Origin of the sequence: Actinoplanes solisilvae (assembly GCF_003999975.1) — a bacterium.
Lineage (GTDB): Bacteria > Actinomycetota > Actinomycetes > Mycobacteriales > Micromonosporaceae > Actinoplanes > Actinoplanes solisilvae.
The window spans coordinates 1-21323 of sequence record NZ_RJAC01000048.1 but is presented as its reverse complement, the minus strand read 5'-3'; the positions used below and the strand labels follow the sequence as shown (position 1 = coordinate 21323).

The following is a 21323-nucleotide window of genomic DNA, read 5'->3' as shown; positions in this document are numbered from 1 at the left end:
GCGAAACAGCACCATAAAGTCAACCGGGCGGAAACACGGGATCCTCGTACGTGGTGAAGCCGGTCATCGACGCCTTCCCCATCACGTTCGATGACCGCTGGCCGGCCGAGAAACCGGCTAGCCGAAGAGCCGGAAACACCGTTCGCGGCGGGACTGTAAAACGAACGGTGTAACTCCTGATCAAGGAGACGCACCTGACGACCGTCATGACGGATTGTTCGGCTGAACGTCTTGCAAGGTAGTCCCGCGCGACGACTGTTTGAGCGACACGAATTCACCCTCGAGGCCGAGGACCCCGGTGGACGTGGTCATGGGGCGCGAGCCATTTCTGGCCGGGCTCGCTCCTCCTCGCGCCGGCGTTCACGCCGTGCCGGAGCGTAGATCTCCGGCAGGCCACCACGATCAGCTCTAACGCGCATCGCTGGGCCGCGCCCGCCCGGCGAGCCCTTGGCGCTCCACGATGTCGGCGGTCAGGCTGGCTCCGCCCGTACGCGTCCGGCGGCCGAAGTGGCGGGTCAGCGTCCGCCGGAACGCCGGTTCCACCACCAGCCGGCCGGCGAGCTCACGGAGACCGGCTGCGGTCACCGCGGACAGGTCGCCGGCCAGACCGGCCCCGAGTTCGGTCAGCCGCGCGGAGTTCAGCCGCTGCTCCGGCGTCACCGGCAGGGCCACTACGGGGACGCCGGCGAGCAGGGCGTCCATCAGCGAGCTCATGCCGGCGTGCGTCATGAAGACCGCGGCGTGGCGCAGCACCTCGCCGGGCGCGAACCGTTCGGCGATCTCGAAGTTCGCCGGCGCCGAGAGCCCGGTCGAGCCGACGTGGCGGCCGACCGCCATCACGACGTGCCAAGCGGTGTCCGTGAACGCGTTGACGCAGAGCTCCAAGAAGTCCGGGCGGCACACGGGCGCCAGATGCAGCGCGACGTAGAGCACGCGGGTGCCGTCGTGCGGAGGCGTCCAGGCAACGTCGCGACCGGTCGGGTGCGGCTCGGGGCCGACGAAGGTGAACGAGTCGTCGAAGGTGAACCCGTCGATCTGGAAGGACCGCGGAATGAACACGACGGACGGGGTTCCGGCCGGGTCCCGTGGCGGCGCGATCTGCCGGCCGAGCAGGTGGGCGTTCCTTTCGTACGCGGCCAGACGCACGTTGTCGCGGTCGAGGCCGTACGGTGCCATCCGGGCCGCCGGCGACACCCGCGCGTTCTCCGCGAAGCCCGGGACGAGGCGCAGGTCGGGTAGGCCGAGCACGGCGGCCACCGAGGCACCGACGATGAACGCCGCGTCGTGGCAGATCAGGTCGGGTGGGTCCGACCGCAGAGCCGCGACGAGCGCCGGCGCGGCCTGCCGCAGGTCGTCGACGAAGCCGTCGAGAGCCTCGGCCATCCGGTCGGTGCTGAATCCCCGCTCGCCGACGAGGGGGCCGATCGTCAGGGGGAGTTCGATCGTCTCGGCCCCGGTGTGGCGGACCTGCTCGGCGGTGGCCGGTCCGGTGACGTAGCGGACCCGGTGCCCCCGGGCGATCAGCTCGCGGACCAACGGCAACGTCGCCCGCACGTGATCCGCTACGGGTGGCACCAGGAACGCCGCATCAGTCAACGTCGGCCGATTCCTGGGCCGCTCTCTCGATCAGGGCCACCGTCGCACCCGGGTGCGAGACGAACACCAGGTGCGAGGCGTCCGGCACGACCTCGACCGTGGAGCCGGCGCGCTGGGCCATGAACTCCTGGGCCGCCGGCGGTATGATCCGGTCGGCCCCGCCGACCAGGTAGTAGGACCGGATGGTGTGCCAGGCCTGCGAGCCGGGCGCCGGCTCGCCCAGCGCGACGCCGGTGGCGGGGCGCTGCGTCACGGCGAGGAGCGCGGCCTCGTCGGCCGGGACGTCGGCGGCGAAGTTGGCGTGGAACACCCGGGGATCGATGTAGAGATCGACCTGCCCGCCGGGCAGCGGCACCGGCTTGAGGGACTCGCCGACGGTGCTGCCGGGGAACTTCTCGACCAGCGACTGCGCGCTCTCGCCGGTCTCCGGCACGAAGGCGGCCAGGTAGACGAGCGCCTTCACCTGCTCGTTCCCGCCGGCCGCGGTCGAGACGACGGCGCCGCCGTAGGAGTGGCCGACCAGCACGATCGGCCCCTCGATCGTCGCCAGCAGCGCCCGCAGCTGTTCCGCGTCCGACGACAGTCCCCGGAGCGGGTTCGGCGCGGCGACCACCGGATATCCGTCGGCGACCAGGCGTTTGGCGATCGTCCCGAAGCCGCTGCCGTCGGCGAAGGCGCCGTGAACGAGTACCACCGTCGGGTTCTTCCCTGCCATGTCTCCACCTCTCGTCCGGGTGCCCGGGATTCGGGCGGCCCTGCGAGAACGGAAGCTACGCAGGGGCACTGAACGAAAAGGGAACGCCGGCGTTCAATCGGGTCCGCCGGCCGCTTGCGCATACAGGGCCTGTAAAGCCGCCCTCGGAAGGATGCGTGCGGACACATCCCCTGCCCGAGGACGGAACCATGCATCAACGAGCTTTCGAACGTCAGTGCGCCGCCGAGGAGGGCCGGCACGACCTGGCCGCGTCGAGGGTCCGCCATCCCCGGCTGACGCTGTTCGCGCTCGCCCTGGGCACGTTCGCGATCGGCACCGGGGAATTCGGCAGCAACGGCATCCTCCAGTTGTTCTCCTCCGGTCTCGACGTCTCGCTGCCGGTGGCCACGTACGCCATCACCGCGTACGCGTTCGGCGTGATCATCGGCTCGCCCGCGATCACGCTGCTTGCCGCCCGGGTCAACCGACGAAGCCTGCTGCTTGGCCTGATCGTGCTGTTCCTGGTGGGCAACGGGCTGTCGGCGATTGCGCCGAACATCGCGTTGCTCATCGTCTTCCGGTTCGTGGCCGGCAGCGTGCAGGGCGCGTTCTTCGGCGCCGGGGCCGTGGTCGCAGCCTACGTGTACGGGCCGGGTCGCGGCGGCAAGGCCTTCGCCACCGTGATGGGTGGTCTCACCGTCGCCACCATCGTCGGCTCGCCGCTGGGCACCTTCATCGGCCAGAACGCCGGATGGCGAGCCATGTACTGGGCCGTCGTCGGCGTCGGCGTCGCCGCGGGCCTCGCCCTGGTCGCCTGGCTGCCGCGCACCGACGCCCTGCACGGCGGCTCGGTCCGGGGCGAACTGGGCGCGCTGCGCCGGTTGAACGTCTGGCTGATGGTCGCGGTGGCCTCCCTCGGCATCTCCAGCATCTTCGCCGTATACACCTTCATCGGCCCGTTTATTACCGACGCCGTGATGCGGGACGCGTCGCTGATCCCGATCGCGCTCGCCGTCTTCGGCCTGGGCATGGCGGTCGGCAACTACCTGGGTGGCCGCGTCGCCGACCACGACCAGAACCGCGGACTTGTCGGCGGTTACGTCGGCGTCCTCGTACTGCTCGTGCTGATCGGGGTGGCCGGGAGCAACCTGGCCGTCCTGCTGCCCTGCCTGTTCGGGGTGGGCGCCACGATGATGTACGCGATCCCGGCGATCCAGGTGCGGCTCACCAGCTTCGCCCCGGACGCGCCGACCCTGATGGGCGCGCTGAACCTGGCCGCGCTGAACCTGGCCAACTCCCTCGGGGCGATCGGCGGCGCCGTCACGCTGGCCGCCGGCTGGGGCACCCTCTCCACGGTCTGGGCCGGGTTCGTGTTCACCGCGCTGGGCCTGACGCTCTATCTGACGACCGTCGCCCGGCCGAGCCGCCGCGTGCTGCCCGCGGCCGCCGTCGGAGGGGTCCGATGAGCGACAACCCGCCGAGCGGGCCTCGGCTGGACGCGGAGCAGGTCCGGCGGCTCGCCTCGTTCGGCGTCGAGGAGCACGCCGAGGCGGGCCGGGAGCTCTATGCGATCGGTGACGACTCGTACGACTTCTTCCTGCTGCTGTCGGCGACCGTGGACATCGTCCGGGAGGCCACCGCGATCGAGGCGGAACACCGCGTCTATCAGGGACGGCCCGGCGACTTCCTCGGCGAGCTGAGCCTGCTGACGGGGCAGCACGTCTATCTGACCGCCCGCGTCGCCTCGGCCGGCACGGTGGTGCGCATCGACGCGGCGGCGCTTCGCCGGGTCCTGTCCGAGCAGGTCGACATCGCCGACGTGCTGATCGAGGCGTTCCGGGCCCGTCGTGACACGATTCGGGCCATCGCCGGCAACGCACTGGAGATCGTCGGCCGGCCCGACAACGCGGCGGCGCTGGAACTGCGGACCTACGCGGCCCAGTTGCTCCTGCCGCACGCCTGGTTCGACGCTACGTCGCTGTCCGGGATCGCGCTGCTGCAGGCAACCGGGCTCGGCGAGACCGACCTGCCGGTCGCGATCGTCACCGGCTCGGTCCTGCGCCGGGCGACCCCGGGAAAGATCGCCGAGGCGCTCGGTCTGCTCTACCGTCCGGACGGGCGCCCGGCCGATCTGGTCGTGGTCGGCGCCGGACCGGCCGGCCTGGCCGCCGCCGTCTACGCCGCGTCCGAGGGTCTGACGACGGTGCTGCTGGACCGGCGCGGCGTCGGTGGACAGGCCGCCAAGAGTGCCCGCATCGAGAACTACCTCGGTTTCCCGCAGGGGGTGAGCGGGGAGCATCTGACCCGCCTCGCGATGGTGCAGGCACTCAAATTCGGGGTACGGATCTTCCAGTCGTGCGCCGTCGCCGGCCTCGACCTGGCCGACGACCGCCTTCCCACGGTACTGCTGGCCGACGGCTCCCGGATCGAGTCCAGGGCAGTGATCGCCGCGACCGGCGCCCGATACCGGCGACTCGACATCCCGCGCTGGGAAGCCTTCGAGAAGGGCGGCTGCATCCGGTACGCCGCCTCCGAGCTCGACGTCCGCGATTACGAGGGCCGGCCGGTCACGGTGGTCGGGGGCGCCAACTCGGCCGGGCAGGCCGCCCTGTCCCTGGCCGCCCGCGGCGCGTCGGTCGACCTGGTTCTGCGGGGAGCCGACCTCGGCGCGCGGATGTCGTCCTACCTGACCGACCGGATCCGCCCCCATCCCGCGATCCGGCTGCACACGGCGACGGCGGTCCGCGAACTGCACGGCGACGACACCCTCGCGTCGATCGTCGTCGAGCGGTCCGGCGGGATCCTGGACCGGCTGGACTGCCGGGCGTTGTTCTGCTTCATCGGCGCCGCTCCGGTGTCGGACTGGATGACCGGAGTGGCGCGCGACGACAAAGGCTTTGTCCTGACCGACGGCCGGTTGCCCACCGGCGCACCCGGGGTGTCACTGCCCTACCGGACCAGCGCGCCCCGGGTCTTCGCCATCGGCGACGTGCGGGCCGGATCCATCAAACGGGTCGCGACGGCCGTGGGCGAGGGTGCGAGCGCGGTCAGCTCAGTTCACACGGTGCTCGCCGGGGACTGACGCGCCCGCGCCGGCGGGCTCGGTTCAGGCGCCGGCCGCGGGTGCCGGGAGAATCGGGGATTGCGGTCATAGAACCAGGTCCCCACCAGTCCGAGGGTCAGGCCCACCGCGCCACCGACGGCGAGGTGGGCCCAGGCGTACGTGAGACCGGCCGCCTCGGGCGGAACCGCCGGTCCGGAGGCCAGGGCGAGCGCGACGAAGAAGAACGCGTTGATCAGCGCGCCGGGGCTGCCGAAGACGGCGAACACCGACAGCGCCCCCATGCCGGCCGCCGCGATGGACCCGGTGAGCAGCAGCCACATACCGAACGGATGTCCCATCGGCACACCGATCACGACGGCGGCGACGAGCTGAAGCAGGCCCGCGGCCAGGTCGCCGGCGCCGGCGTTGGTCACGATCCGCACCGTCGGCGGCGTCGGATCCCGCACGCGTGGATGCCGGAAGCCTCCGAGTGACATGACCCGGAGTCAACCGGCATCCACTGAATGAATCAGGAATGGCCGACGGTCTCCTTGGCGGCCTTCTCGATGAACGCTGCCGCCGTGCCCGCCCGCGACACGAACACCAGGTGCGAGGCGCCCGGAACGACCTGGACCTTCGCCTTGGACCGCTCGGCCATGAACCGCTGGGCGGCCGGCGGGATGATCCGGTCGGCGCCGGCGATCAGGTTGTACGACGGGATCGTCTTCCAGGCCGGCGTGCCCGCCGCGGGTTCGCCGAGCGCCGTTCCGGTGGCCGGGCGCTGGGTGATCGCATAGATCGCGGCGTCCCGGGCGGGGACGTCGGCCGCGAAGTTGGCGTGGTAGAGAGCCGGGTTGATGGAGAGGTCGACCTGGCCGTCGGGCAGCGGCACCGGCTTGAGCGACTGACCCACGGTGCTGCCGGGGAAGCGGTTCGCCAGCGTCTCGGCCGACTCGCCGGCCTCGGGCACGAACGCTGCCAGATAGACCAGGGCGCGCACGTCCGGGTCACCGGCGGCGGCCGACGAGATCACCGCGCCGCCGTACGAGTGACCGACCAGCACGATCGGCCCGTCGATGCTCGCCAGCAGCGCCTTGACCTGTGCCGCGTCGGACGAGAGCCCCCGCAGCGGGTTGGCCGCGGCTACCACCGGATAGCCGTCGGCGAGCAGCTTGCGGGCGACCCCGGTGAAGCCGCTGCTGTCCGCGAAGGCGCCGTGCACCAGCACGACGGTCGGCTTGCGGGCGGCGTGACCGCCCGTCTGGGCCGAGGCGGCCGACACGGCGACCAGGCTCAGCATCGCGACCGTGGCCGCCACGGCCAGGGCCTTCGTTCTCCGTAGCATCGGGTGGATCCTTTCGTGGGCCCGGTGAAACCGGGTCAGTGAACTGCGGTCAGGGGAAGGTTGGGGCGACGGCAGTGATAGACCAGCGCCGGCGGGACGTTCGCCCACACCGTCCGTCCCACCACGACCTCGTCGAAGCGGGACTCCAACGCTCGCCGAAGCCGCCGGGCCGGCGGAGCCCACCGCGCGTGGACATAGGCGAACGTGGTGAACACCGCGTCCGGCGCCATCGTGGCGACCACCGATGAGAGCACGTCGTGCTGGTGCGACTCCGCGAACGCGGCCCAGGGCAGGCCGCTGACCACCACGTCGATCCGCTCGATCCCGCGCTGCTCCAGGTGGGGACCGAGCGTGCTCGCGTCGGCGTTGATCACGTCCACCGCCGGGTACACGGCGGCCAGCCGCTCGGCGAACCGAGGGTTGAGCTCGACCGCGAGGTGCCGGCCGCGGCCCGCCAGACGCTGCTGGACGGCGCCGGTGAAGGCGCCGGTGCCCGGTCCCAACTCCACGACGACCGGTGAGCCGGTGCTCGGCACCACCGCCGTCGCCACCCGCGCCAGCGCGGGGCTGCTCGGCGCGACCGCGCCGACCGTCAGGGGAGCACGGACGAATTCCGAGAAGAACGACACCTTCAGTTCCGGCCCATCTCTTTCTGAATGCGGCGTTCGCTCACGCCGCCGCTCCAGACATAGACAGCGAGGACGTGGAACAGCAGGCCGATGCCCCAGGAGCCGATCGACCACAGCGGCCAGAAGAACAGCTCCGGGGTGGCCAGCCACCACACGACGATCTGGGCGGCGTTGCCGATGACGTACGACAGGGCGTGGATCTGCACGCCGAGCTTCTGGTGGACGCGGCGGACGGCGCGGGCGCGTTCCGTGTCCGCGTCGGCCGGGGTGGGGGAGTAGTGGGAGTTCATCACGGTCCTGTCGGGGTTACTGGTTGATCACCAGGTCATGGGTGGGCAGGGTCTGGCAGGCCAGCCGCCAGCCCTGGTCGAGCTCCGCGGCCGAGAACATGCCGCGGGGGTCGGTCTCGTAGGTTCCGGCGAGGATCCGGACACGGCAGGTGCCGCACGCGCCCTCGCCGCAGGACTGGGGGAACGGGACGCCGGCGGCGTTGGCGGCGTCGAGAACGGTCTGCCCGGGCCGGCACGGGAAGGCGATCGCCGGCAGCGCGACCCGGTATTCGGTCACCCCGTCGCCGGCGGCGGCCAGCTCGACGGCATGGGCCCGCTCCTGCCGGGTCTGCCGGCTGCGGCCGGACACGAACGCCTCGGTGTGCACGACCTCGCGGGGCACGCCGAGCTCGGCCAGCGCCCCCAGGACGTCCTGCATCATCGGCGCCGGCCCGCACAGGTGGACCCGGGCGACCCCGGCGACGTGCGGGCGCAGCGCCTCGATCCCGATCCGGCCACGCCCGCCGGGCCGCGTCAGATAGAACTCGGTCCGGAGCCCCGGCAGCCGGGACGACAGCTTCTCCAGTTCGGGCCGGAACGGGATCTCGCCCTCGGACCGGCCGCCCACCAGCATCGTGACGGTGCCCGTGTGCCCGGCGTCCACGGCGGCCTCGAGCACGCTGATCAGCGGTGTGATCCCGATCCCGCCGGCGATCAGCAGCAGCGGCCCGTCGCCGCCGTCCCAGGTGAACTCGCCGTGCGGTCCGGAGACCCGCAGCGCGAGCCCATCGGTCAGGTCGTCGTGCAGGAACGTCGAGCCGAGTCCCAGCGGTTCCCGCTTGACCCCGATCTCGACGAAGCCGGTCGTGCCGGGCCCGCTCGAGATCGAGTAGGACCGTTCGATCGGTTCCACGCCCACCGGCACGTCGAGCTTCAGATATTGGCCGGCCGCGAAGGTGAACGGCAGCGGTCCCCCGTCGAGCGACGCGAGCCGGATCCGGCGTACGGCCGGGGTCAGCTCCTCGACGGCGGCGACGCGCAGGTAGCCGCGCCACGGGCCGTCCGGCTGGGGCCGCGGGGCACGGATCGTGCGCCACATCGTCGAGATCTGCCGGGGTCTCAACACCGCGTTGGTGGCCATGATGCCGCCGGCCAGGGCCGCGTTGACACCCGGACCCCACGCGTCCTGCCCGGCCACGACCAGGCCCTTCACCGGGGTACGGCAGCCGGCCAGCGCCGAGAGGAGCCGGGCCGGGGTCGCCGGCAGCCCGTAGAAGGAGCCGCGGACGCTGTGCTGATAGGTCTCGTAGGTCAGGGGAGTGGCCAGCTCGCTGAAGACGATCGCGTTCCGGATCCCGGGCCACTGAGTCGCCAACCGGTCGATCAGCCGGCCGGTCACCTCCGCCTTGAACGCGTGGTAGCTCTCGGGCCGGTCCTCCTCGGTGGTGCCGCGCCACTCGTCGACGAGCTTGGGGTCGATGAGCTCCAGCACCTCGATGGTGTGGTGGCGGGCGGCCGGGTTGTTGAGCGACGCGAACGAGACGTAGAGGGTGCCGTCGTGATCGTCGAGGCTCCGCATGATCCAGTGGTTCTCGCCGCGCGGGCCGAACTCGGCCGGCGACCGGTCCAGTCCGAGGAAGAGCATCATCGCGGAGGGCTCCCCGGGCAGGCTTCGCAGATGCCGGTCCCACTCGGGGCGGGCCTCGTCGCCGAGCAGTGCGTACGTGTTGCGGACACCGCCGGCCGAGATGACCGTGCGCGCCCGCACCTGATAGCGCCGGCCGGTCGCGCGCTCGACGACGTCCACACCGGACACCCGGCCCCGCTCCACCCGGATCCGGCGTACCTCCTGATTGAGGCGCACCTCGACGCCGAGCCGCGTCAGGGTCTCGACCACGATCTCGCCGATCTCCTTCGGCCCGCCCACGGGATGCGAGGTGCCCTCCAGGAAGAAGGTCATCGGCACCGAGGCGTGATAGCCGAACGCGCCCGACGTCGGCGGCTGCCCGTAGAGGCCCCAGCGCGCGGCGACGACCGCGCGCAGCCGCGGATCGGTGAAGCTGCGGCAGACCTGGTCCCACAACGTCCGGTACGTCGAGGGGAACAGCCGGCGCGCGACCGGGAACCCGGCCGCCCGGATCGGCGCCGGGAACGACGATAGGACGTTGCGGGTGACGAGCCCGGCGAGAGCCCAGCGCAACGTCCGGAAGAACCGGTCGATTGCGTCGGCCTCGGCGGGGAACTCCTCCTTCAACCGGGCGCGGAACCGTTCCCCCGACGACGGCACCGAAAAGTCGAAGCCCGGGAAATGAAGGATGTCGTAGTCGTCGGGCAGCGCGGTCAGCTGCACCCGGCCGTCGGTGAGAAAGTCCAGGAACGGACCGGCGTCCGCGCTCATGTAATGCAGTCCGGTCCCGAAGAGGAAGCGCCCCTCACGCGTGAACTCGTGCGTCATGCCGCCGGGCACGTAGTGCTGCTCGAGAACCAGCACTCGCAGGCCGCCGAACTGCGTGGCCGTGCGAGCGGCGGCCAGCCCGCCGATACCCGACCCGACGACGACGACGTCGTACTCCTCTTCCGTCATGCGGCCAAGCTAGGAAGCGGGTCTTGACAGATTCGGAACGCCGCTGCGATCAGCTCCTCATCGGATGCCGACGATGCGGTCGAGGGTCATCGGCAGGTCCCGCAGACGCCGGCCGGTGATCTGGTTCACGGTCAGCCGTATCTTGCGCCGGATGAGGTCCACCCGAGTCAGCCTGGGGAGGGCAACTTGACAAAAACGGAACGCCACGGAACCGGGGCGTGACCGACGACACAGTGCTGTGACGTTCGCCGATTTCCTGCCTTCCCGGCCTCTCCTGGCCGCCGTGGTATTCCTCTAGATTCGGAAACGGAACGGCCGGACCGGCTCGAGGGGTGGGAGCAGCACGATGTCGACGCCATCGCAGGGTCTGCGCGTGCAGATCCTCGGTCCGCTGCGCCTGTGGCGCGACGGCGTCGAGCTGGACGCCGGACCCCCGCAGCAGGCCTATCTGCTGGCCCTGCTGCTCGCGCGGGCCGGCCGAGTGATCAGCACGAGCGAGCTCATCGACCTCATCTGGGGCGACGACGTCCCGCCCTCGGCGATCAACATCCTGCAGAAGTACGCCGGCGCTCTCCGGCGGCTGCTCGAACCCGAGCTGCCGTCCCGGGCCACCGGTTCATACCTGCAGCGCCGCGGCCCCGGGTACGTCTTCGCCGCCGACCCGCAGGTCGTCGACCTAGCCGCGTTCCGCGAGCTGGTCGCGTCGGCCCGTCGCCAGGACCCGGACGCCGCGCTCGACAGCTACCTGCGGGCCCTCGACCTCTGGCACGGGCCGGCCGGCGGCGGCATGGCCCGGGGGACGTCCGCGACGACGGCATTCGAGGCGCTCGACGGCGAGTTCCTCGAGACGTGCGTCGTCGCCGCCGCCCTGGCGGTGACCCTCGGCCGGCCCGGCCGGGTGCTGCCGGTCCTGCAACGCGCGGCCGAGATGGCGCCGCTGGACGAGAACGTGCAGGCGAGCCTGGTCGTCACGCTCGGCGCGGCCGGTCAGCAGGCGAAGGCGCTGTCGGTGTTCCGGACGATCCAGGTCCGGCTCGCCGAGGAACTGGGCATCGACCCCGGCCCCACTCTCGCGGCCGCGCAACGCCGGGTCCTGGGCGGGCCGTCCCGGCCCGAGGAACCCGTGCGACCGCCTCCGCGCGAGCGGTGCGAGGTGGTGGGCCGGGCCGAGGAGCTCGCCGAACTGGAGCAGGCCGTCGACGCGGCCTTCTCGGGCGGTTCGAGCCTGACCGTCGTCGAGGGCGAGCCAGGCGTCGGCAAGACCCGGCTGCTCGAGGAGACCGGCGCCGAGGCCGACCGGCGTGGCGCCCTCGTGGTCTGGGGACGTTGCCTCGAAGAAGGCGGCACGCCATCGATGTGGCCGTGGATCCAGATCATCGGCGGGCTGGTCGACAGCCTGCCCGCCGCCGAACGCTCCGACTGGCTCGCGGGTGAGCTGGGCAACCTCGTCGGGCTGCACGGCGTGGTCGCGGGCACGCCGGTGCTGCCCGACAGTGGCGCCCAGTTCCGTCTCTTCGAACACGCGGTCAACCTCGTGCGGCAGGTGTCGGAGGTTCGGCCTGTGCTGTTGATCATCGACGATGTCCAATGGGCCGACGTCGCCTCGCTGAACCTCCTGAGCCACCTGGCGGCCCGGCTCCCGATCGGCACCGCGGTCATCGGAGCCCTGCGCGACCGCGCACCCGCACCGCGAGCCGAGGTGGCCCGCACCCTCGCCGCGGTCAGCCGGCACCCCCGGCACCGCCGGATCCGGCTCGGCCCGCTCGGGCCGGACGAGGTGGCCGAGCTCGTGCGGCGCGAGACCGGACAGATGCCCAGCGCCGCTGTCGCCCGGAGCATCCACGGCCGCACCGGCGGCAACGCCTTCTTCGTGCGCGAGCTGTCCCGGTTCCTGGTCCGCGACGGCGACCTCACCGAGGACGCCGCAGCGAGCGCGGAAGTGCCGTCCACGGTGCGCGACGTCGTCGGCGACCGGTTGGCCGGCCTCGACGACCAGACCCGCGGCCTGCTGCAGATGGCCGCGCTGATCGGCCGGGACGTCGACCTCGCGCTGCTGGCGAACGCGGCCGGGCTCGAGGTGCAGGCCTGCCTCGACCAGCTCGAGCCGCTCGAGTCGCTCGGCCTGTTCGAGCCGCGGCGCGACGACCCGTTCTCGTTCCGCTTCGCCCACGACCTCGTCCGTGAGTCCGTCACCTTCACGACGTCGACACCCCGGGTGCCCGGCCTCCATCTGCGCGTCGCGGAAGCCCTCGAACGCACGGTCGAGGACGACGACCCGGTGATCGAGCGCCTCGCCCATCACCTGTGGGCGGCCGGCCCGCTCGCCGACCAGGCACGCACCGCGGCGGCGCTGGTGCGGGCGGGACGCTGCGCCGGCGCGAAGACGGCGCTGGATGCCGCGGCCCACCACCTGCGGCTGGCCGCGCGGGTCGCCCGCGCGGCGGGGCTGGCCGAGCTGGAGCTGTCCGCCCTGTCGCTGTTCGTCGCGGTGGACGGCATGCGGGCCGGTTACGTCGGCTCGGCGTTGGACCTGCTCAAGAGGGCCGAGCATCTGGCCCGCGTGCTCGGCCGTGAGCGGGAGGCGGCCGACCTTCTCTTCTCGCGATGGGCGGCGCACTCCCAGGGCATCCAGCTCGACCGTGCCGGTGTGCTCGCGCACCGGCTGCTGGAGCAGGGCGAGGCTTCCGCCGACCCGATCGTGCGCGCCTACGGACGGCACGCCTGGGGCATCCACCAGTGGGACATCGGGAACATCACCGAGGCGTACAAGTTTCTCAGCCTGTCCGACCCCGCCCTGCCCAGCGACCCGGCCCGCCGCGATCGAACACCGCTGCGGCACGACCTGCAAATGCTCTCGCCGGTGATGCTGGGCCTGATGACCGCGCTGCACGGCGACGTCGACGCGGCCCGGGAGCTGCTCGACTCGGTCGAGGCGGCGGCCGAGGACGACCCGTACGCGACGACGGTCTGGTCCTCGTTCTCGGTCACCGTCGCGGCGCTGGCCGGCGATCCGGCCTGGGCCATGCGCGCCGCCGCCCGGGGCATCGAGCAGGACGAGGAGTTCTCCTTCGCCTTCCTGGGCAGCTATCAGCGGCTCGGCCGGTGCTGGGCGCGCGCCGTGACCGGTGGCGACCCGGACGCCGCGATCGAGGCGGAACAGATCATCACCGCGGCCCTGCTCGACCCGCCCCGCTCGGGCCTGGCCACCTGGTACGGCCTGCTCGCCGAGATGTGGCTGGCGGCCGGCCGGACCGACGAGGCCGGCGCGGCGCTCGACCGGGCCGACTCCTTCATCGCCGCCTACGGCCAGCGCTACGCCGAGGGGTTTCTGCTCGTCTTGCGGGCACGGCTGATGCGGGCTCGTGGGGACGCCGAGGCGGACGTCCGGGCGATGGCCGAACAGGCGTGGGCTCTGTCGGTCGAGCGGGGAGCCCACTTGTTCGCACGCCGGGCCCGCGACCTGCTCGACTGAGCGCGCAGCCGGGGGCTCATTCGAGCATGTGGGATCCGCGTGATCGGGGCCGCTGGTGGGGAGTCCGAGCATTCGCCGCAGGACTGGCCGATCACCACCGTCCGGCGGTGGACGACTCACTCGCGCTGATGCGCCGGCGCACAGTCGCGGAATGGAGGACGCCGCCGCCGACCTCGCCGTTTCACCATGGGGGAGAGGTCGGCGGCGGCGTCAGGTACTACTTTTTCTTAGCCGGGTAGGCCGCATCGACCTCGACCTCGACCAGCCAGCCGGCGACCGGCAGGTTCTCGATCTCGAGCGCGAATCGTGATGGCCTGGCGGGGTTGGCCACCATCGGCGGGGCGGGTGCGGCCGAACCGAGCGGCACGTTCACCGGCTTCCCGGTGGCGAGGCTGGTGTTGGCGAAGAACTGCCGGTACGCACGGTTCCAGCCGGCGAAGTCCATCTTCTCCTGGTCGGCCGGGTTCTGGAGGAAGACGCGCATCGTGATGACGTCATCGTAGGAAAGACCGGCCCTGGCAAGGTTCTCCCCGATGCGGCGCAGGACGTTGATGCCCTGCGCCTCGGTGATCGTCACGCCCGGCGGCAGCTGGCCGTCGATCAGGTCGACCGGGTCGATGTAACGGGCCTCGGTTCCGGCCGCGGCGGTCATGTTGAGACCGCCAGGCCCGAGTCCACTGGTCTTGTAGATCGCGGTGTCACGGCCGATCGCCACGCCGTCGGCGATCGACGGATTGTCCTGCCCGGCCGGCAGCATCGAGACCGTGGTGCCCGGGCGGGGCGGGAAACGGCCGGCGGCGACGGCGGTCGTCGGCGCGACCAGGCCGGCGGTCAGGGCGACGGCCACGACAATCTTCGTGCGGGTGCTGAGGTGGCGTAGTTTGCGCATCAGGCAGTCACCCTCTCGTGGATCTGCTCGACGGTGGCGCGGGCTGAGGTGATGGCGCCGTGTTGCCAGGCGATGGCATGGCTGAGATGGTCGCCGGCGAAGTAGACGTTGCCGCTGGCCTGCAGGAGGCTGCGATATCCGGCTCCGGTCTGGCCGCCGACCGCGCTGGGCCAGCTGACCCAGGCCGCCTCGGCGAACTTCGCCGACGCCCAGTCCTGGCTGAACGATGCGATGATGCCCTCGCCGTAGACGTCTCCGAAGATCTTCTTTCCCTGTGTCGTCGCCTCGGTGAGCCGCTGTGCGGGGGTCAGATTGCCGTAGAAGGTCGCGTTGCTGCCGGTGTTGTAGTAGCCGATCATCGTGCCGGTCTTGCCGTGGTAGCCGTACGACGGGTGCCACATGTTGCCGATGTTGGTGTTGGCGTTGGTGATGCCGCCGTAGATGCGGAAGTCTTCCTCCCACCAGCGGCGGTCGTACTCGATGCCGAGTTTGCCGGCGTTGGTCCGGCTGACCGAGCCCAGCGCCGTGACGACCTCGGCGGGCATGTTGCTGGGGATCTTCGCGGCGATGTGGGGCGGCATCGCGTTGATGGCGAAGTCGGCGGTGATGGTCTTCGGGCGGCCGGCGGTCGTGTAGGTGACCGCGACGCCGTCAGTGGTGTTCTTGTACGCCAGGACCTCGGCGTTGTACCGGAAGTTCCGGGCGCCGATCGCCTCGGCGAAGGCATACGCGATGCGATCCATGCCGCCGATCGGCTGGTACATCATCATCGCCTGGTCGAAGCCCATCTCGAAGGAGAAGTAATTGCCCAGGGTGGAACGGAGCACGTCGGTCAGCTCGTACTGCGGCAGAGTGGTGCCGGCCTCAAGGTGAGCGCCGGGCTGGGGAGCGTAGCCGCGGCGCCCGCCGCCGACATACTCGTTGGCGGAGTTGATGGCACCGAAGCTGCGTAGATAGGCGATCAAGGCGTCCTTGTCCGCGGCGGTCAACTCCGCGTCGAGGGCGCCCTGGCTGGTCGCCTTGGCCAGCAGCTCAGCCGTGTAGCCGTAGGCGTCGGCCTTCACTGCACGCTGCCGGACGGGGACGCCGTTGAGTGCACCGGGGACGTTCTCCCGGTAGAGGAATGCGTCGGCATTCTGGTTGGTGAAGACCTCGATCGGGACGCCGAGCTCCTTGCAGTAGTCGAGCGTCACGTGCATCTGCGGGATGCGTCCCGGGCCGGCGTTCATGTACTGGCCCTTGGAAAACCGGGCCTTCTGTGTCTGTCCTTTGAGATCGGTGAAGGTGGTGCCGCCCCGAACCGTCCAGTTGCGGCCACCGGGTCGGTCCCGGCCCTCGAGCACGGTGACGGAATAGCCGCCCTTGAGCAGCTCGTAGGCAGCCGTCATGCCGGCTATGCCGCCGCCCATGATGATGACGGATTTGCCACCCCGACCGCGCAGGGCGTCGTTCGTGAGCGGGGTGAACGGCGGGGTCTCGGCAGCATTCGCCGCGGTAGTGAGACCGAGAGCTCCCATGGTGTGAAACATGACCCCCGCGCCGCCGACGATGCCGACGTGGCGGAGGAAATCACGGCGTGTCTGACCCAAGGCTGAACCTCCCAGGCACGTCCGGGAGGCAAGGGAACCCTCCCGAAAGTTAAGGATCTTGCACCCGGACGCTAGGTTCGGCAGGTTTCGATGCCGCTTCCCGCACGTATCCACCGCATTGCCATACCCGAACGTCGATGCCTATTGCATCTGTGACTGATCCATTCTGGTATGAGGCGCGCGTTCAGGGCCGCAGGTCTTCGGGGATCAGCGAGTAGATGGCAAGGTCCAGGCGACCGGTGTGGACGATGCCGGCGTTCCGCGCGGTGCCCTCGTAGGTGAAGCCGGCTTTCTCCGCGACCCGGACGGATGCTTTGTTGCCCGTTGCGATTCGCAGAACGACCCGTTCGAAGGCCGCGTCGGTCAGCGCCCAGCGGGACAGGGCGACGGTCGCTTCGGTCATCACACCCTGCGCGCGGGATACCGGTGCTGCCCAGTAGCCGATCTCGGTCTCCCGGTGACGCCAGTCGGTGCGCTTGAGGTCGATCACACCGGCGAGGGCACCGTCCCACTCGATGGCCCGGATCAGCCCGTTGCCACCCGCCCGCGTGGCCGGTGCCTTCTTGCGCACCCAGGACATCGCATCCTCGCGGGTGTAGGGGTCTGGCAGCGGGAGCCAGCGCTGGGTCACCGGATCCGACACGGCCGCCACGATGGCGTCGACGTCCTGCTCGTGCAGCGCCCGCAGCACGAGTCTCTGGGTCCGCAGCACCACATCGGGAAACACCTGATCGCTCACCGGACAATCATCGTCTGTGGTGACGTACCCGATGCCGTGATGCCGTCCTCCGTGGACGAACGTTCGGCGCTCTGGCGTACGGCCGCGGCCGTACGCCGGATGGTGCTGATCCTGGACGACGCGGACAGCGGCGCTCAGGTCGCTCCGTTGCTGCCCGGCACACCCGGTTGCGCGGTGGTGGTCACGGCGACGCGACGGTTGATCGACCTGCCGAGCGCCAAGTGGCTACGGCTCGGCCCGTTGCACCCGGCCGACTCGCTCAAGTTGCTCGGCGCCATCGCCGGTCACGAGCGCATCGCCCGCGAACCGCGGGTCGCCGCCCAGCTCGTCGAAGCCTGTTCCCACCAGCCGCTGTCGGTGCGGGTCGCGCGGTTCATGTATTGACGTCCAGACGTGATCGTCGATTTCGAGTATCGGCAGGCCCAATTGCTCGGGGTTGGAGAAGCGGTGCCGGCCGGAGGCGTGTCCGGGGCCACCGGGACTCTGGAGCCAATGTCGAGCGGACACGGCGACCTGATCGTCGCGGTCCTCGGCCAGCTCCTGTCCGGTCTTCAACACGGACAGAACCATTCAACCCGGAACAACGCCGGGGCCGTGCGTTGGCGGGTAGTCGACGTGCTCCTGCCGACGACCTCCGCGCAACGCTTTGCCAAGATCATTGCCATACCGATCAGCTCATCTCACCGGTCAAGTACTTCCACCCGCGGCTGTCCCAGCGCCTATCGATTGATGATGGCGGATCGAGCGAGCGGACGGCAGAATCAGGCCATGGACGGTCTGGTGAATCCCGATGCCGCCCGGCTGGCCCGCGAACGCGGCTTCGGCGGCACCGCAGAGGTGCACACCGCGCAGACGCGCTACACCTGGGTGCCGGTCGTCTCGATGGCTACCACCGGTCTGGCCTTCCTCGTCTTCGCGGTCACTGTGCTCCTGGAGGGGGACGCGATCGTGAGTGGCGTGCTGGCCACGCTGCTGGCACTCGGCGTGTTAGGCGCCGCCGGATGGAAAGCACGCTCCATGCGGGCGACCGGTGTCGAGCAGGTCTACCTGTTCAGCGGCGGGCTCGTCTACACGGCCCGGAATCGCACCGAGGCGCTGGCCTGGTCTGAGATCACTGCGGTGTGGCGGACGTCGATCGACGTGCATACCGTCACCGGGCGGCTGGTCCGCCGTGAGCGGAATCTGACGCTGGAGAAGGATGCGATGGCGCACATCTCGTTGACTGAGCGGTTCGCAGGCATCGAGTCGATCACCCGGAGCGTGTACCGCGGTGTGACACCGATCCAGCTCGGCCGGGCCCGCGAACGCTTGGCGGCCGGTCAGCCGGTGATCTTTCCGCTCCCCGTCGGCGGCGATCTGGTGGTGGATGGCCAAGCCGTGACTCAGGGCAAGACTCGGATCCCGATCGCTGAGATCCGCGCCGTCGAGACCGAGAACGGCTCACTGGTGATTGAGGGGCAGCGGACACTCAAAGTCACCGCGAGTTGGATCCGCAACCTGCCGGTGCTGCTCAGCCTGCTCGGCGTGCCACCACGCGACGCCCTGCACTGACGCTGACGATGCCGGCGACCCTGACCGTCAGCTTACGTATCCGCCTTCACGCGGGGGCCAAGTCATAGACGCTCGATTGGTGGCGCTCCCGCTGCCGGTCGAGGACTCGAACGAGCGCACGCCCTGGTCTCCGGCGGAGCCGAGGGAGGGCGATAGACATTACCACTTTTTATCATAAAAGGTGTGCACCGGATATAAGCTGAACGAGACCGGCGCTCGACACCATTTGCCGGGCCGTGAGCCGGGTCGTTCTGGGGTGGCCGCCGTTTCTCGGCACACGCCCTGGCTGGTGGCTTCGGAAGGGCATCGTGAGTAACGCCGTCAAGGAAGACATCGCCGTTCAACGGGTGCAGTTGGCTGCGATGCTGGCGTCAACCCATGACGCGATCATCGGTTCGACCACGTGAGGACGTGATCAACAGCTGGAACGCGGCCGCGACGGCTGTACGGGTATTCGGCGGAGGACATCATCGGCCAGGCCCGGCAGACGATCATCGCACCGGACGTTCGGGCGAAGGAGAAGGACGCCTTCGATCGGGTTCTGCGGGGCGAGCCCGCCCAGGAATACGTCACGCAGCGGCTCCTCACGGCGCAACGCGACGTCGGCCAGATCGAACGAGCCGCGCAACGCGCCACGGGATTGACGCACCAGTTGCTGGCCTTCGCCCGTCGTGAGGTGGTCCAGGCGCAGGTGATCAACCTGGATGACGTCGTCGGCGAGGTGGAACAACTCCTGCGCCGAACCTTGGGCGAAGACGTGGAACTGCTCATCGGCCGGTCGGAGGGCCTGTGGCCGGTCTTGGCCGACCCCGGCCAGGTCGAGCAAATCATGGTCAACCTCGCGGTCAACGCCCGCGACGCGATGCCCGGCGGTGGCACGCTGCGCATCGACACCACCAACGTCACCGTCGACGCGGAATCGATGGCGGCGGCACCGGCCTGGGCCTTGCCACCGTCTACGGGATCGTCGCCCAGGCGGAGGCCACCATCGCCATCAAATCCGCACCCGGCGCCGGGACGACGTTCACCATCATGCTGCCGGTCACCACCGAGGTCGCCACCACGATCGAAGAGCCGGCTCCTTACCACCGCACCCCCAAAGGCGAGACCGTGCTGGTGGTGGAGGACGAGGAGGCTCTGCGGGAGGTCACCGAGCGGATCTTCACCCGCAGTGGGTACCAGGTGATCACCGCCGCGAACGGGGTGGAGGCGATCGCGCAGGCCACCGCGCACGACGGCGAGATCCACCTGCTCGTCACCGATGTCGTGATGCCCAAGATGCTCGGCAAGGAGGTCGCCCGACGTGTCCGTGCGATCCGGCCCGACATCGCGGTCCTGTTCATGTCGGGCTACGCCGAGCCTGTCCTGGCATCGCAGGGTCGTCTCGATGCGGGCGTCACCCTGGTCGACAAGCCGTTCTCCAGCGCCGAGCTGCTCGCCAAGGCCGGCCAAGTCCTCAACGGCCACTTCCCAGGATTCTCGACGATCCGACACGACGACAGGCCGGCCTGACCGGGCCGCCGAAATTCGGACACGCCCACATGCTCGGCATCAGCAACAGCACCGCGACCGTCTGGACGCAGCAAGCAAACGCCAGCAACGCCAACTACGGCGCTGACGGCGTCCGGCTGCGCACGTCTCGACGGCGTCGCACCGGTCGTCTTCAGCCGCGGCCACCGGGCTGGCTCCCTGCCGTGGCGGCGGAGGCCATTTTGACGGTCCAGCGCTGAGGCCTGCGTCCGGGGCTGACGCCTGGCGCCTGGCGCGGGTAGAAGTGTGACCGGAAGGGCGAAGGGCTTGGTCAGGCGGGATGCCTGCCGATACGTATGTTGTGGGGGACTTGACGGAGCCGGCAGCGCGTCCGAGGCGACGGCGGTGGATCGGCGGCGCGTTGGTGACCGTCATCGGCGCGGTGGGTCTGACTGGGTCGTGGGCCGCGAGTGAGGCGGTCGAGCGGACTCAGCAACGCCACGCCGGGCAGGTGATGGATCAGTACGCCGACGCGGTCAACCGTGCCGTCACCAGCGAGGCCGACCGCTACGGCGACACCCTGTCCGACCTGGCCGCGGCCGTGGGCGCCCAGTCCGACCTGAGCAAGGCGGATTTCCTGCAGATCTCCTCCAAACTGAGCCGGCAGCGTCTGCCGGGCGCCGCCGGCGTCGCCCTTGTGATCCCGGCCGGCAATACCGACATCAGCAGCACCCAGGCATTCTGGCGGGCACAGGGAGCCTCCGATCTCACCCTGGTCCCGAACAAAACCGCGGACGAGCACCTGTTCATTGTCCTCAACTCCGCGCTCGACGGCACCGACAGCACGGCGGGACGCGACCTCAGCCGGGCGCCCGAACCAGTCGACGCGCTACGGATGGCCCGTACCAGCGGGCAAATCACCGCCAGCCACACCTACGTGCTGCTGATGGACCGAGCGCGCCCCGCCGACGAACAGCAGATGTCGTTCCTGCTCGCCGCACCGATCAACGCGGGCATGGGCACGCCGGACGCAGGCCGGTTCCGCGGCTGGATCATCATGGGCATGCGCGGCGGCGACTTCATGACCGAGACGATGCAGTTTCAGTCGCACGGAGCTGTCAGCGCCACGCTGCTCGACCGGTCCACCACGACGCCGACCGTTGTCGCGCGGCCACCGACCGCCATCCCGGCGCGGGCGAGCACGCTCAACCGTGAGCGGACCATCATCGTCGGGCAACGGCGCTGGGACCTGCGCCTCGAGCCGACCAAGAATCTGCTGACGACCACCGACCAGCGGATGCCGGCGGTCACGCTCGGCATCGGTGTGCTGATCACGCTGCTCGTGGCAGCCATGGCCGGCATCCTGTCCGGCGCCCGCAACCGCGCCATGGACAAGGTCGACCAGGCCACCGCCGCCTTGCAAGACGACATCCAACGCCGTACCCGGGTCGAG

General features: G+C 70.3%; 18 protein-coding genes and 1 pseudogene. 8 read left to right on the top strand and 11 right to left on the bottom strand.

All coding sequences use genetic code 11. From position 1 onward, the window contains the following. Positions 1-408: 408 nt before the first annotated feature. Both EER30_RS45430 and EER30_RS45425 read right to left on the bottom strand, forming a co-directional pair. The gene (locus EER30_RS45430; RefSeq protein ID WP_127509179.1) at positions 409-1596 is read right to left on the bottom strand and encodes a nucleotide disphospho-sugar-binding domain-containing protein; all 1188 of its coding nucleotides are present in this window, start codon (positions 1594-1596) and stop codon (positions 409-411) included. Further along, positions 1589-2311 carry an alpha/beta fold hydrolase gene (locus tag EER30_RS45425; protein ID WP_127509177.1) on the bottom strand — a complete coding sequence of 241 codons (723 nt, stop codon included), beginning with the start codon at positions 2309-2311 and terminating at the stop codon, positions 1589-1591. Before EER30_RS45425 ends, EER30_RS45430 begins: the two co-directional genes overlap by 8 nt. 188 nt (positions 2312-2499) lie before the next feature. On the opposite strand from EER30_RS45425, the gene EER30_RS45420 reads away from it, so the two are divergent. Together EER30_RS45420 and EER30_RS45415 are read left to right on the top strand one after the other, a co-directional pair. Beyond that, positions 2500-3756, top strand: a complete 1257-nt coding sequence (locus EER30_RS45420) for an MFS transporter (RefSeq protein WP_127509175.1) — start codon at positions 2500-2502, stop codon at positions 3754-3756. Next, positions 3753-5372, top strand: a complete 1620-nt coding sequence (locus tag EER30_RS45415) for an FAD-dependent oxidoreductase (protein ID WP_127509172.1) — start codon at positions 3753-3755, stop codon at positions 5370-5372. The genes EER30_RS45420 and EER30_RS45415 overlap by 4 nt, the downstream gene beginning before the upstream one ends. On the opposite strand, the gene EER30_RS45410 is transcribed toward EER30_RS45415, so the two are convergent. The 5 genes from EER30_RS45410 to EER30_RS45390 are packed head-to-tail and all read right to left on the bottom strand — an operon-like array spanning position 5348 to position 10160. Beyond that, positions 5348-5830 carry a hypothetical protein gene (locus EER30_RS45410; protein WP_127509169.1) on the bottom strand — a complete coding sequence of 161 codons (483 nt, stop codon included), beginning with the start codon at positions 5828-5830 and terminating at the stop codon, positions 5348-5350. The genes EER30_RS45415 and EER30_RS45410 overlap by 25 nt on opposite strands. A gap of 32 nt (positions 5831-5862) precedes the next feature. Then, positions 5863-6678: an alpha/beta fold hydrolase gene (locus EER30_RS45405; protein WP_127509166.1), complete on the bottom strand. Its 816-nt coding sequence runs from the start codon at positions 6676-6678 to the stop codon at positions 5863-5865. A gap of 35 nt (positions 6679-6713) precedes the next feature. Beyond that, positions 6714-7307, bottom strand: coding sequence for a class I SAM-dependent methyltransferase (locus EER30_RS45400; protein ID WP_205650709.1), 594 nt, complete (start codon positions 7305-7307; stop codon positions 6714-6716). Positions 7308-7309: 2 nt separating this feature from the next. After that, complete coding sequence (locus tag EER30_RS45395) at positions 7310-7597, bottom strand: 2TM domain-containing protein (protein ID WP_127509163.1); 288 nt, start codon at positions 7595-7597, stop codon at positions 7310-7312. Positions 7598-7613: 16 nt separating this feature from the next. Continuing rightward, a complete protein-coding gene (locus tag EER30_RS45390; protein WP_127509160.1) occupies positions 7614-10160 on the bottom strand; it encodes a 2Fe-2S iron-sulfur cluster-binding protein in 2547 nt (848 codons plus the stop codon). Positions 10161-10506: 346 nt separating this feature from the next. On the opposite strand from EER30_RS45390, the gene EER30_RS45385 reads away from it, so the two are divergent. After that, positions 10507-13632, top strand: a complete 3126-nt coding sequence (locus EER30_RS45385) for a BTAD domain-containing putative transcriptional regulator (RefSeq protein WP_127509157.1) — start codon at positions 10507-10509, stop codon at positions 13630-13632. Positions 13633-13849: 217 nt separating this feature from the next. Here the strand turns inward: EER30_RS45385 and EER30_RS45380 are convergent, their stop codons facing one another. From EER30_RS45380 to EER30_RS45370, 3 genes are all read right to left on the bottom strand, one after another. Beyond that, positions 13850-14521, bottom strand: a complete 672-nt coding sequence (locus EER30_RS45380) for a Rid family hydrolase (protein ID WP_127509155.1) — start codon at positions 14519-14521, stop codon at positions 13850-13852. Beyond that, positions 14521-16038 carry a flavin monoamine oxidase family protein gene (locus tag EER30_RS45375; protein WP_240670738.1) on the bottom strand — a complete coding sequence of 506 codons (1518 nt, stop codon included), beginning with the start codon at positions 16036-16038 and terminating at the stop codon, positions 14521-14523. The genes EER30_RS45380 and EER30_RS45375 overlap by 1 nt, the downstream gene beginning before the upstream one ends. A 256-nt stretch (positions 16039-16294) precedes the next feature. Then, positions 16295-16849 carry a GNAT family N-acetyltransferase gene (locus EER30_RS45370; protein ID WP_127509149.1) on the bottom strand — a complete coding sequence of 185 codons (555 nt, stop codon included), beginning with the start codon at positions 16847-16849 and terminating at the stop codon, positions 16295-16297. A 39-nt stretch (positions 16850-16888) separates the two neighbouring features. On the opposite strand from EER30_RS45370, the gene EER30_RS45365 reads away from it, so the two are divergent. Together EER30_RS45365 and EER30_RS45360 are read left to right on the top strand one after the other, a co-directional pair. Further along, complete coding sequence (locus EER30_RS45365; protein WP_127509145.1) at positions 16889-17233, top strand: hypothetical protein; 345 nt, start codon at positions 16889-16891, stop codon at positions 17231-17233. 9 nt (positions 17234-17242) lie between these two features. Continuing rightward, entirely contained in the window at positions 17243-18400 is a 1158-nt protein-coding gene (locus EER30_RS45360; protein WP_127509142.1) for a DUF6585 family protein, read from the top strand. A gap of 415 nt (positions 18401-18815) precedes the next feature. On the opposite strand, the gene EER30_RS45355 is transcribed toward EER30_RS45360, so the two are convergent. After that, complete coding sequence (locus tag EER30_RS45355; protein ID WP_127509139.1) at positions 18816-19226, bottom strand: hypothetical protein; 411 nt, start codon at positions 19224-19226, stop codon at positions 18816-18818. Here EER30_RS45355 and EER30_RS50160 point away from each other — a divergent pair. The 3 genes and pseudogenes from EER30_RS50160 to EER30_RS45345 form a co-directional block, all read left to right on the top strand. Further along, positions 19190-19387 (top strand): annotated as a pseudogene (locus EER30_RS50160) (hypothetical protein); the annotation flags it as partial. The gene EER30_RS45355 and the pseudogene EER30_RS50160 sit on opposite strands and share 37 nt — an antisense overlap. A gap of 45 nt (positions 19388-19432) precedes the next feature. Continuing rightward, complete coding sequence (locus tag EER30_RS45350; protein WP_240670737.1) at positions 19433-19912, top strand: response regulator; 480 nt, start codon at positions 19433-19435, stop codon at positions 19910-19912. 382 nt (positions 19913-20294) lie between these two features. Then, on the top strand, positions 20295-21323 hold a 1029-nt coding region (locus tag EER30_RS45345; RefSeq protein WP_205650708.1), incomplete at its 3' end, for a CHASE domain-containing protein.